Genomic DNA, 14,067 nt, shown 5'->3' with positions numbered 1-14,067 from the left:
GATTCCTTCCGGTGGGGTCGGGGTATTTCGCGCGGTGTGCCGGCTACTGGTTGGTCGCGGTGACGCTCCCCCATCATTTCCCGTGACCCCAGGAATCACCTGCCAGACAGCGGCCACCTGATGGTCACCAGGCGACACTGGTCTGCTCCTCCCGGCACCGGCAACCGGCTTCACCTGCGTGGCCGACGATCGCCGTGTGGACTTCAGCTGGACCGCGAGCCCGTCCAATGCCGTGGACCACTACGAGCTCCACGGCGGCGTCTGACACCGGCCACCTCAGCGGCCGGCCCGTCAGACGACGTCGTGGACGTTGTGCTCGGTCAGGTCGGATGCGTGCCGGGCGACAGTGCCGTAGTCGGCGTCGTCGTGGAGGACGGCCACGCCGTGGTGGGCGGCATGAGCGGCAATGACGAGGCGCCCTGTGCCCCCGGCAGAGCGCCGACCCGGGAACTCGCGGGGGCAGCCGGGCAGGCGATCACCAGCAGGACCGTGGCGATCGCACCCGATGCCTATGCGCCGCATGAGGGCGCGGTGCGCGTGCCGTCGCGGTTCTACGCGGAAGGGGATGCGGGGCCTGCGCATCCAAAACCGTTCGGGATACGTGTGCACTGCCAGGACCTGGGCCCAAGACCCACTCCTGCCCACTGAGCCCGTTTCATCCTGAAGTGGCTGGTCAAGTGGCTGGTGTGGTGACAACCGGGTCTACTCGTGCCGGCAGAGCAGCATGATCGCCCTACGCCGCATTCCACGCCAATTTCTACTTGGCCGGAATTCTGGGCACCCATCATATTTTTCCGTTGCGGCTCTGGCGATCAACCGCACCCTGCTCCATGTTCATGGCATCAGCTGACCGTGCCTGAATATCCGGGCTCGGCGGCTCGAACCATGGGGGAACATCATGGGACTCAGAACCAGGCTCGCCTCGGCGTCCGCCGTCGGCCTCCTCGCACTGGCGGGAACGCTGGGTACGGCGGGTGCGGCGTCGGCCGTCTCCCCGCAGGCACCGTCGCCCGCCCGCGCCGGGTCCGGTGGCGTGGGGACGCAGACGGCGGGCACGTACTACGCGACAACATGGGCCTCGACCAACAACCGCACCTGCGCGTACACCAGTTGCGGCATCCGGTCCGTGCTGTCCGCGAACGTCACCTACGTCGTGAACTGCTGGGTCTATGGGCAGACCATCACGGCCGAGGGATACACCAACAACATCTGGCTGCAGGTCCGGTACACCGACAACAGTGTCGGATACAGCAGCGCGATCTACTTCAAGGGCGATAACCGCGGCAACCTGCCGGCCAACGCGAATTGCTGACAGTGAGGTTTTCCAACCCGCTTGGCGAGCTGGGAAGTTGGCCTGAAAAGCAAGTGAAGCCCCTGATAATGCCCACTACCGTCGGTCGGCGGTGATCCGGTAGATCGGGCAGGAATGTGCCGTCGAGCATCACCAATGCCTTTCGCGCCGCTGTCCGGGTGGCGGCGGGTAGGCCGTGGCAATGCCGACTGTCAAAACCAGCTGCAAGCCGGGCGTACGTGTGGCCACGGCCTCACGTACGCCCGGCAAAACCGTCAGGAGCCGGAGGTGAGCCCTCAGCCCAGCTGTTCCTGGGCGGTCGCGGACACCCGTCCTGCACGTGCTTCGTCGTGGGCAGTGCGCAAACCCCTTCCGGGAACGGGCACTTGGCCGCCGAGAGGCCTGCGTCAGAGCGGGAGGTCGTCGGGGAGTACCCGGAACGCCTTGTGGTGGCCCAACGGGCGTACTGCCCGGAAGTCTCGTCGGTCGAGGGTGAGAATCGCGTCCGTGTCGTAGTCGGCGGCGAGCGCCACGTTCACCGCGTCGGCGAGGTCGAGGTCCAGCACGCGGTAGCGGATACGGACGGACTGGGCGGCGCCCAGGTGGTCCTCCGTGATCTCCGGCATGACGACACGGCCCCGGCTCATCCAGCGACGCAGGTCGTCGATCGCACCGAGGGCAGCTTCTCTGCCGAGCTCACGCGTCGCCACGTGATCCAGTTCGGCCAGCAGGAGGGGGGACATGACCAGCAGGCCCGCCGCCATGATGGCCTCGTTCGCCGCCCGGTGTTCCGGATGAGCCGAGTCCAGGGCTGCCAGCAGGCCGGACGTATCGGCGATGACGATGATCACGCGGCTGATCCGGGACCCGAGCCGGTCTCACGCCGGACGGCCTCGGTGACCGTGTCGCGGACCTCCGACCTGGACTGCGTACGCCCTGACCCCTCGAAGGTGCGTGAGAACAGCGGCTCGTCCCAGACCCGGTTCGCCATGGCGGCGAGGTGGATGCCCTGGCGGATGATCTCGGCCTCGCTTATGCCTCGGCGCTTGGCGGCTTCCTTGATAATGGCCAGGTCCTCGGGGTCGGCGTAGACGTTGGTGCGTTTCATGGACATGTACCAAGATTAGGTCATGTACCAGATTGATGTATCTGCCGCACCTCCCTGTGTCGCCTATGTTCCCCATGTCCCGTTGCCGTGGACCAGCCGAGCCGACCGCGCACCCGCCACGGGCAGGGTGCCGCCCGGCGTCCGCTGTGACACGTCCGGCGGGATCACCCCGCACCGGAGCGCCGGAGCACCGGAGCACCCGATCCCCGAGGTGATCCGGAAAAGTTTTCGGCTCAAGGCAACCCTGTGCGGTGTCTGTGACCACAAGGAGTCGGATCCGGTCGTTCAGTGCCCGGATCCGCCTTTTGTCTGGTGAACGGCATGCAAGGAGAGCACCTCCCCATGAAGAACCCCACGACCGGCGGACGCCGCGGGCGTCACCGTCGGCGCTGGACCGCGACCGGTCTACTGCTCGGCGCGCCCGCTCTCGTCGTGCCGTATCTCCTGTTCGCGCAGGAGGACTCGCAGGCCGCGACGGTCAACGGTGACGCCTACTACCGGCTGGTCTCCGTGCGCAGCGGCAAGGTGCTGGACGTCAACTCCTTCTCCACCGCCGACGGCACCCGTATCCAGCAGTGGACCGACCAGAACACCGCCAACCAGCAGTGGAGGCTGAAGCCCGCCGGGGACGGCTACTACGAGCTGGTGAACCGCAACAGCGGCAAAGTGCTCGGTATAGCGGGCGACTCGACCGCCGCGAAGGCCGTCGCCGAGCAGCAGACCGACAGCTCCGCCAAGTCCCAGGAGTGGCGGATCCATGATGTGAGCGGTTCCGACGCCGTCACCTTCACCTCCCGCAGGAGCGGTCTGGTGCTGGACGTCTCCGGCGGCTCCACCGCCCAGGGCGCGACGGTCATACAGTATGCCGACCGGGGCAGCACCAACCAGCAGTGGAAGCTGGTGAAATCGGCCGGGAGCGGCACGGCGCAGACCGCGGGCGCGGCCGGACCGTATGTGTGGAACAACGCCCAGGTGGTGGGCGGCGGTTACGTCACCGGGCTGGTGTTCAACCCGCGCGAGAAGGGTCTGCTGTACGCGCGTACCGACATGGGCGGCGCCTACCGCTGGGACGCCGCGGCCGAGCAGTGGATCCCGCTCACCGACTGGGTCGACGAGAAGGACTGGAACCTGCTGGGCATCGACTCGCTGGCCACCGACCCCGTCGACCCCGACCGGTTCTACGCCGCGGCGGGCACCTACACCAACGGCTGGGCGGGCAACGCCGAGTTGCTGCGCTCCACGGACCGGGGCCGCACCTTCAAGCGCACCGCTCTGCCTTTCAAGCTGGGCGCCAACGAACTCGGCCGCGGGGCGGGCGAGCGGCTGGTGGTCAACCCCGCGGACAACGGCACCCTGCTGCTGGGCACCCGTAAGAACGGCCTGTGGCGCAGCACCGACCACGGTGTGACATGGAGTCAGGTCTCCTCGTTCCCCGTCAAGGACGGGGCGAGCAGCGGCGCGGGCATCGCCTTCGTGACGTACGGCGCGGCCGGCAGCGGGACGGTCTATGTCGGCGTCGCCGACAGGTCGGCCAACCTGTACCGCTCCACCGACGGCGGCAGCACCTGGCAGGCCGTCTCCGGTCAGCCCACCGGCGAGATGCCGCAGCACGGCGTGGTGTCGGGTGACGGCTCGCTGTATCTGACGTACGCCAACTCCATCGGTGACGCGACGGCGGGTTCGGTGTGGAAGTACACGCCGGCCGGCGGGGCGTGGAAGGACATCTCCCCGTCCCAGGGCAGCTACGGCTTCTCCGGTCTGGCCGTCGACCCGCGGAAGCCGTCCACGGTGATGGTCACCACCCTCCACCGCTGGTGGCCCCAGGACGAGCTGTACCGGACGACCGACGGCGGCAGGACCTGGCAGGCGCAGGCCGCGAAGTCGGAGCGGGACGCCTCGGGCGCTCCTTACGTCGGTACCGGCATCGGGCACTGGATGTCCGCCATGGCCATCGACCCCTTCGACTCCGGACACGTGCTGTACGGCACCGGCAGCGGCATCTGGCGCAGCAAGGACGCCAATGCCACCGACAACGGCGGCACCAGCCACTGGATCGTGGGGTCCCGGGGGCTGGAGGAGACCTCGCTGATGGACGCGGTCGCCCCGCCCGGCGGCGCCACCGTCCTCTCCGCCATGGGTGACCTGGGCGGTTTCCGCTACGACTCCCTGACGAAGGTGCCCGCCGGGCGCCTGGACAACCCGATGATGATCACCAGCACCGACATCGACTTCGCCCAGTCCAGCCCCTCCACGATGGTCCGCGTCGGCCGTGGCGGCAAGCAGGACGGCGCCTACTCCACCGACGGCGGCAACAGTTGGACCGGGTTCGGGTCGGAGCCGGTGGCCAGTGCCGACAGCGGTCAGGTCGCGCTCTCGGCGGACGGCTCCGCCATCGTCTGGACCGAGGCCGGTGAGGCCCCGTACCGCTCGACCGACCGGGGGGCGAGCTGGTCGAAGGCCGGCGGCCTGGGCACCGGCGCCGTGGTCGTCGCCGACCGCTCCTCGGCCAGGACCTTCTACTCGCTGGCCGACGGCACGCTCTACGCCAGCACCGACGGCGGCGCGACCTTCACCGCCCGCGCCACCAGCCTGCCCGCGGGCCGGCTCGCCGCCGTCCCCGGCATCGCCGGAGACCTGTGGATCTCCGGCGGCGGCAAGGGGCTGCTGCACTCCACGGACGGCGGCCGGACCTTCGGCGCGCTCACCACGGTGAAGTCCGCCTCCGCCCTCGGCTTCGGGAAGGCCGCGCCGGGCGCCGCCTACCAGGCCCTGTATCTGATCGGCACCGTCAAGGACGTCACCGGAGTCTTCCGCTCCACCGACAAGGGCGCCACCTGGCTCCGCGTCAACGACGACGCCCACCAGTGGGGCGGTATCGGCAGCGTCGGCGTCATCACCGGCGACCCCGACACCTTCGGGCGCGTCTACGTCGGCACGAACGGACGCGGTCTCCAGTACGGCGACCCGTCCTGACCCCAGCGCCCGAGCGGGGCCGCGGCCACCACGGCCTGCGGCCCCGCCATGGCTGACCCGTGCCTCGCCCGCTCCGCGACTCCGTGCCCTTGGCGTGCCCCGGTCGAGGCGAAGAGCGGGAAAGCGTGTCGAGGGCGCGGCAAGGGCCGGTCGGCCCCTGACGGGGACCTGTGGCCCCTCCCCCACGAGCTCGATCGGCACGAGGCTGCTGGAACCGGGTCACGCGATCCCGGTCCGGGAGGTGGAGAGCAGGTGGAGACCAGCTCCGGCGCCGTCCTCCCCGTATTCGGCGGCTCGGCCGAGAACCGTACCGCTGCCGCCGGACGGGCTGTCGTGGAGACCAAATGGTGCGGCCTGCCGCTGAAGCGCCACACGTGGGTACACGTGCTCCGAGACGCGTTCGAACGCGGGGCCCTTCGAACACCACGACGAGCGGGCGCCCTCGGTTCGCGCCCCTTCCCGGAGCCCGACTCGCCTCGACGACCTACGGAGTCACCGTGCCCAAGACCGTGCCCAAGACCAAACGCCAGGCCAGCACCAGCACCGTACTGACCGACGAGGAACTGCGCACCCTGGACGCCCACTGGCGGGCCGCCAACTACCTGGCCGTGGGCCAGATCTACCTGCTGGCCAACCCGCTGCTCACCGAGCCCCTGACGCCCGCGCACATCAAGCCGCGGCTGCTCGGCCACTGGGGCACCTCGCCCGGCCTCAACCTCGTGTACACGCACCTCAACCGCGTGATCAAGGCTCGCGGTCTCGACGCGCTGTGCGTGTGGGGGCCGGGTCACGGCGGGCCGGCCGTGCTCGCGGGCTCCTGGCTGGAGGGCAGCTACAGCGAGACCTACCCGGACGTCTCGCGCGACGCGACGGGCATGGACCGGCTCTTCCGGCAGTTCTCGTTTCCCGGCGGCGTGCCCAGCCATGTCGCGCCGGAGACACCCGGCTCGATCCACGAGGGCGGCGAGCTCGGCTACTCGCTCGCGCACGCGTACGGCGCCGCCTTCGACAACCCGGACCTGCTGGTCGCCTGTGTGATCGGCGACGGAGAGGCGGAGACCGGGCCGCTCGCCGCGTCCTGGCACTCCAACAAGTTCCTCGACCCGGCGCACGACGGCGCGGTCCTGCCGATCCTGCACCTCAACGGCTACAAGATCGCCAACCCGACCGTGCTCTCCCGCCTCCCGGAGTCCGAACTCGACGAGCTGCTGCGCGGCTACGGCCACGAGCCGATCCACGTCACCAGTGACGACCCGCACGAGGTCCACCGCGCCATGGCCGACGCCTTCGACCAGGCCCTGGACCGCATCGCGCGGGCGCAGCGCACGGCCCGCGAGGGCGGCACGGCCGAGCGCGTGCACTGGCCCATGATCGTGCTGCGTACGCCGAAGGGCTGGACGGGCCCCGCCGAGGTCGACGGACTCCCGGTCGAGGGCACCTGGCGCGCGCACCAGGTCCCGCTGTCCGGCGTACGCGAAAACCCCGACCACCTGCGGCAGTTGGAGACCTGGCTGCGCTCGTACCGGCCCGAGGAGCTCTTCGACGCCGAGGGGCGGCCCAGCGCCGACGTCCTCGCCTGCATCCCCGACGGGACCCGCCGGCTGGGCGCCACGCCGCACGCCAACGGCGGCCTGCTCGTACGTGACCTGCCGATGCCCTCCCTCGACCGCTTCGCCGTCCCCGTGGACAAGCCGGGCGCCACCGTGCACGAGCCCACGCGGATCCTCGGCGACCTCCTGGAACAGATCATGCGGGACACGTCGCAGCGGCGCGACTTCCGGCTGGTGGGCCCGGACGAGACCGCGTCCAACCGGCTCGACGCCGTCTTCAACGCCAGCGGCAAGGCCTGGCAGGCCCAGACCCTCCAGGTGGACGAACACCTCGACCGGCACGGCCGGGTCATGGAGATCCTCTCCGAACACCTCTGCCAGGGCTGGCTGGAGGGCTACCTCCTCACCGGCCGCCACGGGCTGTTCTCCTGCTACGAGGCGTTCGTCCACATCGTCGACTCGATGGTCAACCAGCACATCAAGTGGCTGAAGACATCGAGGGAGTTGGCGTGGCGGTCCCCCATCGCCTCCCTCAACTACCTGCTGACGTCACATGTCTGGCGTCAGGACCACAACGGCTTCTCGCACCAGGACCCCGGGTTCATCGACCACGTCCTCAGCAAGAGCCCCGAGGTCGTACGGGTCTATCTGCCGCCGGACGCCAACACCCTGCTGTCCGTGGCGGACCACGTCCTGCGCAGCCGTGACTACGTCAACGTGATCGTGGCGGGCAAGCAGCCCTGTTTCGACTGGCTGTCGATGGACGAGGCCCGCGCCCACTGCGCCCGTGGTGCCGGGATCTGGGACTGGGCCGGCAGCGAGAACGGGGGCGAGCCCGACGTGGTGCTGGCCTGCGCGGGAGACGTACCGACGCTGGAGATCCTGGCCGCGTCCGATCTGCTGCGCCGGCATCTGCCGGAACTCTCCGTCCGCGTCGTCAACGTCGTCGACCTGGCCCGGCTGCTGCCGCGTGAGGAACACCCGCACGGAATGGGCGAGTTCGAGTACGACGGCCTGTTCACCACCGACAAGCCGGTGATCTTCGCCTACCACGGCTACCCCTGGCTGATCCACCGCCTCTCCTACCGCCGCACGGGCCACGCCCACCTGCATGTGCGCGGCTACAAGGAGATGGGCACCACGACCACCCCGTTCGACATGGTCGTCCGCAACGACATGGACCGCTACCGGCTCGTCATGGACGTCATCGACCGCGTCCCCGGCCTCGCCGTGCGCGCCGCCGCCGTACGCCAGCAGATGGCCGACGCCCGCACCCGCCACCACGCCTGGATCCGCGAGCACGGCATCGACCTGCCCGAGGTCACCGACTGGACCTGGACCTGACCTGGGCGAACGGAGGTACGGTCAAGGTCTTCGGCCGGTACGAACCGGCCGCGCGGCAGGCGGGTGGGCCGACGGGCGCGCTGCTGTCGTGACGGTGACGCACCATGCCGCGTCCGCCCCCGTCGCGGTCGCCCCGTACGACCGGCCGGGGCGGCCCGGGGTCCGTACGCCCGTCCTCGGAGCGGGTCAGCGGGCGGTGATCCGGCGTCCGGTGATCCGCTCCGGGGTGATACGTACCCACTGTTCGCGGTCGCCGCCCGCCCACGGCGCCGAGTGGGCCGCGCCGACGAGGTGCCGGATGGCGGCGGGGTCGGTGACCCATTCGGCGCGGCCGACGACGAGGACGCTCCAGCCCTCGCTCAGCGCCTCGTCGATGTGGTCCACCTCGAAGGCGGCCTCGGCGCCGGCGGCCAGGCCGGGCGTGGTGCCGCGCGCGGTTCTGAAGGTGACCGTGCCGTCCACGACCGTGTAGTTGACCGGGACGATGGCCGGGCCGTCGGGCGTGGACACCGAGACGCGTCCGACGCCGTGGGTGGACAGCCTGGCCCGGCACTCCCCGGGATCCAGCACCGTCAGCTCGGGATGGTAGGCCGCCTGCCCGATGCCGGGGGGCAGGTCGGCGTCGCTGCCGCGCAGTCGGGCCACGGTGGTCTCCAGCGCGCCGGCCAGCCGGATCAGGAAGCCCGTGCCCGGGGAGGCGGTCGGCCGCTCCTCCACGTACCGAAGGTAGTCCGCGGCCGTGCCCGCCCGCTCGGCCACCTGCTCCCTGGTCAGCCCCAACTCCTCGCGCCGCGCTGCCACCCGTCGTCCGATGTCTCCGGCGTTCCTCGTCGGTTCCGGCACAGCCGATCACTTCCCTTCGCCTTGTCACTCGTCGGTCATGGAGTGGGGACCGGTCATGTGGTGGGGGGACCGGTCGTGGTCAGGGTCCCGTCCGGGCGCCCGACGGTCCGGGCGGACCGGCTCTCCGCACGGGCGGTGCCCGAAGCCGGCCGGCTTCGCGGCGAGAGCCGCTGTCCGACCTGGCCAGGACGGCGGCGAGGTCTCCAGGACGGCCCGCGGGAACGGCCCGTACCGCGCGGCGGCTCCCAGCCCCACCGCGGCCGGCACCACCCAGGGCGGGAAAGGGGTTCTCACGGGTGGGCGACCGCGTCCGCAGCCCCAGTACAACGCCGAGCCGGGCGGCCGGCAACGCGAACCGCGCCGAGCCGAGCCGCGACCGCGGCGGTATCCGGCGCCGCGCGCCCAGCTCGCCGGGCCGGCGTTCCACCGGGTGCGCGATGCCGGGGCGGGCCGACTGGGCTGTCATCCGGTTCTCTCCGGGTCGATGCGGTGGCCGCCGGTGATGCGCGGCCTCGGGGGCGTGCACCAGCATTCACGGGATACCTGGAGTGCTGGTCCTGGCACGCGATCCGCCGTTGTCCGCCGTCACGGCGGTGGAATCGTCGGCCCTTCCGGCCCGGGGCCCGGCGCGTTGTCAGGCCTGCTTCCGCTCCACCGGGGACCGGTGAGGACCCAGGCCCGCTCCCACTGCCTCGCACGGTGCCGGTCCAGCACCGTCCGTACGGCCTTGCGACCGGCCAGCAGCAACAGGGCGACACCGCCCGCCGCCAGCGTCCCGGCGAAGGCGGACAGTGCGACGGCCTGCCCCGCGGTGAGCGGCGCGCTGACGAGCCGGTCCTGCCGGTCCGTCCAGATCACGGTCCTGGTGCCCGCCCCGCTGCCCGCCGCGACCCGCACCCCCGCCGTACGGACGGTGTCGTCGGACGCCGTCCACCGCACAACCGCCCAGGTGCGGGCATAGGTGCCGGGCCCCGGATCGCCGGCGTCCTCGGTCAGCACGGCGGAGGTACGGTGCCGCTCCTCGCGCGTCTGGAGCAATACGCTTCCGACCCGCACCGAGCCCAGGGCTCCGGCCAGGGGCATGCCCACCGCCATCACCACGGCCGTCACCAGGACGACCCATGCCTCGACGGCGTCCGAGCGGCGTCTGAGCGGATTGCGCCGCCACCGCCACCACCTCACGTTCGTGCCCATGGCCGACCCCGCTTTCCGAACCCGGCGGCACGGGTGCCCCTCAGCGGCGTTCGCACACACACCGCACACCGGAGCAGGGCTCGTCGGCCCGTACAAGGGGCCGACGGACCCCCGTCCGACCGCGCGCGGCTCAAGGTGGCGTCGGCCAACTGGCATCCACAGCCGACGAGTTGCTGTGTCACAGCCGTGCCACAGTGGCGTCCTGAAGGGAGGACGGGCGTGACCTGCGGGCTCCGGGCGACCTCATAGTGATCACAGAGCGGGAAACGGTGAGAACGCCGCCGGCTCCCTGCTGATCCCGCCCCCGGAAGGAACCCCGTGAAGAACCGCCACCTGCGCAAGGCCGTCCTCGCCACCGCCGCGATCACCGCCGGACTGCTGATGACGGCATGCCAGAACGGCACCGCCGACAGCTCGTCCGACAAGAGCCCGGCGGCCACGGCGAGCCCGGTGGCGACCGCGGAGAAGGCGTCGGACTCCAAGAGCTCCAAGGGCTCCGCGAACTCCAAGGATTCCAAGGGCGTCAGCGGCTCGTTCAAGAACGGCAAGGTCATCTATCTCGCCCCGGGCAAGTACATCGTGTCCGTGTCGGGCAGGGACGACCAGCAGTTCTGGGTCGGCGACGGCACCGAGGTCTACGGCGTCGGCACGATATGCGGCATGGCGAACTCCAAGGTGGACGCGCCGTGCACACTCGACCAGCTGGAGTCGGCCCTCAAGAAGGGTGCCGTGAACGCCGACGTGGAGATGAAGGACGGCGTCGCGACCCTGGTGATCGAGCGCCGCACCGCCCAGCAGGACTCCGGGTCCGACTCCGACAGTGGTTCCGACTCCCGTGAGACCGTCGTCGAGGGCATCGACGAGGGCAAGGGCGTCAACGGAACCTGGCTCGGCAACGTTGTGTACGTGGCGCCGGGCAAGTACACCGTCACCGACATGAAGGACTCCGAGCAGCAGTTCCTCGTCGCGGACGACACCAAGATCGTGGGCTACGACGACATCTGCGACGCCGTGAACACCGGCCCGGGCGGCGAGGGTGGCGTCGAGTGCACCGAGGCCCAGCTGGAGAAGGCCGCCAAGAAGGGCTTCTCCGCCGTGGTCGTGGTCAGCAACGGCATCGCGACCACCATCACCGAGGACCACTGAGCCGGGGGCCGGCCGAGTCGCGCCTGGCGACGTGATCGGGTCCGGCCGGCCGGAGCGGTGACATGACCGGGACGACTGTCCCTGAGCGGCTGCGGCCGGTCAGGGACAGTCGTATGTGAGGTGGCTGATGACCGTGCGGTCGACGGGGGAAAGGATGCGCAGTCGGGCCTGGGCCGCGTAGTGGCCCTTGCCCTGGAAGGTCCACAGCAGGTGCAGACGGGCCTGTCTCTGGCCCCGGACCACCACTTCCCGCAGGACGCCCGAGGCGGTGCCGTCGCTCCGGGTCCAGCGGTACGAGAGTGTGCCCGGGCGGCCGTTCGTGGCGACGAGGCCGACGATGTCCGCGGTGCCGTCGCATCCCAGAACCGCCGGCCGGGCCGAGGCCTCCACCGTGCGTACCGCGACGGACGGCCCGAGGCGCTGCCAGGCGAGGAACGCGATGACGCAGACCAACACCAGTGCGGGCAGGGCATGTCTGCGCAGCCGCCGGCGCGAGGGCGCGGAAGGCTGTGTCAGGGCGGGCAGCGTCCTGTGGCTACGGTGCGCGACGGCGGCGGTCACCCCCGGGCCGAAACGCAGCACGGTGCCTTCGACGCGATCAGGCAGCGTCTGCGGTGTCGGCCGTGTGGGCGTCGGTGTCGGTGTCGGCAGGACCTGTGTGGAGGGCGGCTCGACGAGGGTGTCGTCCGACTCCGGCCGCTGGATCCAGTGACTGGCCAGCACGGTGGCGCTGTACTCGGCATCGGCGGAGCCGGGTTCGTCGCGCGGGGCGTACGGGTCGGCGTGGCCGAGCACCCGGGTGGACTCGCGGTCCTCGGCGGAAGCGGAGGCGGAAGCCGGGACGGTGCGGTCGTCGTGAGCGGTCATCGGACATCACACTGCCTGGTCAGAAGCTGCTGCGAGCCGCCGCCGTCGGCGGAGGCCGGAGTCGTCGTGGCTTCCACCGCCCAGTAGCAGCCCTTGTTCTGGAAGGTGTGGTCGACGGTGAGGGTGTACTGGGTGGCACCGCTGCGCTCGAAGGTCTGGGACGCGCCGTCCGGGGTGCCGAGCCCTGCCGTGGCGTCGCTCGTGAACCACGAGACGGTGAGGGAGAACGGCCCGGTGCCGTCCGTGGTGATGTCGATGGTCGCCGTGGCGGTCGTGGAACCCGTCTGCCGGAAACCCGTCACCGCGACGTCCTTGACGGCGGGAGCGGCCGGGGCGGTGGAGGGAGCCGTCGTCGGCGTCGCCTCGGTGGTGGTCGCCCCGCCGGGCGTCGTCGTGACCTCGGCCGGAGTCGTGCTGGTGGACGCCGAGGGCTCGCCGGTACCGGCGGTCGCCGCGCCCGAGGCCGAGGGCGACAGGCCGGGTGAGGGTGAGACGGACGTCGGGAGCGCGGAGGAGGAGGGCGACTCGGACGGGGAGGAGGAGGGCGAGGCCGGCAGAAGGCTGGGCTCTCCCGGCGCCACGGCGGGTTGGGCACTGCTGGTGGCCAGGGCCTGCGCCGCCTCCTGCGGAGCCGCTCCCGGGGCTTGCTGGATGCCGTAGGACAGGAGGACGCCCAGGAGCACGGCCGCACCGGACACGAGCATCCCCGGCCGGCCGGGGAGCCACGACCGCGCCCCACCGTGGGCCGCCGCCGGGCTCAGGACCGTGCGTGCGATGTCCGTGGTGGTCCGCGGGGCGCTGCGGGCCGAGGGCAGCAGCAGCGGCAGCAGTGCCACCAGCGCGGCCAGCCGGCCCCGGCCGCGTTCCTCCCAGTCGGGCCCGTAGGCGGCGCCAGCGGCCTCCTCCAGTTCCGCGACGAACGCCTCGGCGTGTGTGGGGCGCTGTGCCGGGTCCTTGGCGAGACCGCGCCGCACCAGCTCCCGTACCGCCTCGGGGACCTCGTCGGCGGGGATGGGCGCGTCGACGTGCTGCAGGGCGAGTTCGGCGAGGTTGTCACCCGAGTACGGCCGGTGGCTCGTCAGGCACTCGAAGAACGTGGCCGTGGCCGCGTACACGTCGGCGGCGGGAGAGGCGGGGGCGCCGGTCCACTGCTCCGGGGCCATGTAGGACGGGGTCCCCGCCGCGCCTGCGCTGGTGCCGGCGTCCACCGCGATCCCGAAGTCGACGAGCCTGGACGATCCGTCCGGCACGACCAGGACGTTCGCCGGCTTGTAGTCGCGATGGACCACGCCGACACGGTGCGCGTCGGCCAGACCGAGCAGCGATCCCTTGAGGACCACGAGCGCGGCCTCGGGGTCGAGCGGGCCCTGACCGGTCAGCAGGGTCCGCAGCGTGACACCGTCCACCAGCTCCATCACGATCGCGGCGCCGTCGGGGCTCTCGACGTACTCGTACAGCTCGGCGACGTACGGGCTCTCCAGTCCGCCGAGCAGCCGCGCCTCCGCCCTGAAATCGTGCACGAAGCCCGGCCTGGTGAGCAGGGACTCGCTGAGGTACTTGACCGCGACCGGCACGCCGGTCTCCTCGTGCACGGCCAGGACGACCCGCCCGCTCGCCCCGGCCCCGAGTTCCAGTGACTCGTTGTATCCGGGCACTGCCCAGGTGTTCATTCCCATCCCCCATCCCCCATCCCCCCTCCAAGGCGGCCGTGCGGGCGGATTCCGCCCCTCCGGAGCATCGGGCCACGCGTG

10 protein-coding genes are annotated in these 14,067 nt (G+C 71.1%); 4 read left to right on the top strand and 6 right to left on the bottom strand.

Annotated elements, in window-relative coordinates; translation table 11 throughout:
* Window positions 1-898 precede the first annotated feature (898 nt).
* Window positions 899-1,312, top strand: coding sequence for a hypothetical protein (locus ACW4TU_RS23855; RefSeq protein WP_457416740.1), 414 nt, complete (start codon window positions 899-901; stop codon window positions 1,310-1,312).
* Window positions 1,313-1,698: 386 nt separating this feature from the next.
* Here the strand turns inward: ACW4TU_RS23855 and ACW4TU_RS23850 are convergent, their stop codons facing one another.
* Together ACW4TU_RS23850 and ACW4TU_RS23845 are read right to left on the bottom strand one after the other, a co-directional pair.
* Window positions 1,699-2,142, bottom strand: a complete 444-nt coding sequence (locus tag ACW4TU_RS23850) for a PIN domain-containing protein (RefSeq protein WP_457416738.1) — start codon at window positions 2,140-2,142, stop codon at window positions 1,699-1,701.
* Window positions 2,139-2,405: a ribbon-helix-helix domain-containing protein gene (locus tag ACW4TU_RS23845; RefSeq protein WP_457416736.1), complete on the bottom strand. Its 267-nt coding sequence runs from the start codon at window positions 2,403-2,405 to the stop codon at window positions 2,139-2,141. Before ACW4TU_RS23845 ends, ACW4TU_RS23850 begins: the two co-directional genes overlap by 4 nt.
* A 336-nt stretch (window positions 2,406-2,741) precedes the next feature.
* Here ACW4TU_RS23845 and ACW4TU_RS23840 point away from each other — a divergent pair, with 336 nt between their 5' ends.
* On the top strand, window positions 2,742-5,372 hold the full coding sequence (locus tag ACW4TU_RS23840) for an RICIN domain-containing protein (protein WP_457416734.1): 2,631 nt from the start codon (window positions 2,742-2,744) through the stop codon (window positions 5,370-5,372).
* A gap of 497 nt (window positions 5,373-5,869) precedes the next feature.
* Window positions 5,870-8,266 (top strand): phosphoketolase family protein, encoded by a 2,397-nt coding sequence (locus ACW4TU_RS23835; RefSeq protein ID WP_457416732.1) that lies wholly within the window; start codon window positions 5,870-5,872, stop codon window positions 8,264-8,266.
* A 186-nt stretch (window positions 8,267-8,452) separates the two neighbouring features.
* Here the strand turns inward: ACW4TU_RS23835 and ACW4TU_RS23830 are convergent, their stop codons facing one another.
* Entirely contained in the window at window positions 8,453-9,109 is a 657-nt protein-coding gene (locus tag ACW4TU_RS23830; protein WP_457416730.1) for a helix-turn-helix domain-containing protein, read from the bottom strand.
* Between the two features lie 585 nt (window positions 9,110-9,694).
* Window positions 9,695-10,303, bottom strand: coding sequence for an Rv1733c family protein (locus ACW4TU_RS23825; protein ID WP_457416728.1), 609 nt, complete (start codon window positions 10,301-10,303; stop codon window positions 9,695-9,697).
* Between the two features lie 318 nt (window positions 10,304-10,621).
* Between ACW4TU_RS23825 and ACW4TU_RS23820 the strand changes: the two genes are divergently transcribed.
* Window positions 10,622-11,449 (top strand): hypothetical protein, encoded by an 828-nt coding sequence (locus ACW4TU_RS23820; protein ID WP_457416726.1) that lies wholly within the window; start codon window positions 10,622-10,624, stop codon window positions 11,447-11,449.
* 99 nt (window positions 11,450-11,548) lie between these two features.
* On the opposite strand, the gene ACW4TU_RS23815 is transcribed toward ACW4TU_RS23820, so the two are convergent.
* Window positions 11,549-12,316, bottom strand: a complete 768-nt coding sequence (locus tag ACW4TU_RS23815) for a hypothetical protein (RefSeq protein ID WP_457416724.1) — start codon at window positions 12,314-12,316, stop codon at window positions 11,549-11,551.
* Window positions 12,313-13,986: a serine/threonine-protein kinase gene (locus tag ACW4TU_RS23810; protein WP_457416722.1), complete on the bottom strand. Its 1,674-nt coding sequence runs from the start codon at window positions 13,984-13,986 to the stop codon at window positions 12,313-12,315. Before ACW4TU_RS23810 ends, ACW4TU_RS23815 begins: the two co-directional genes overlap by 4 nt.
* Window positions 13,987-14,067 lie beyond the last annotated feature (81 nt).

The organism is Streptomyces kryoterrae, assembly GCF_054072135.1.
This window is presented reverse-complemented; position numbering and strand designations above follow the sequence as displayed.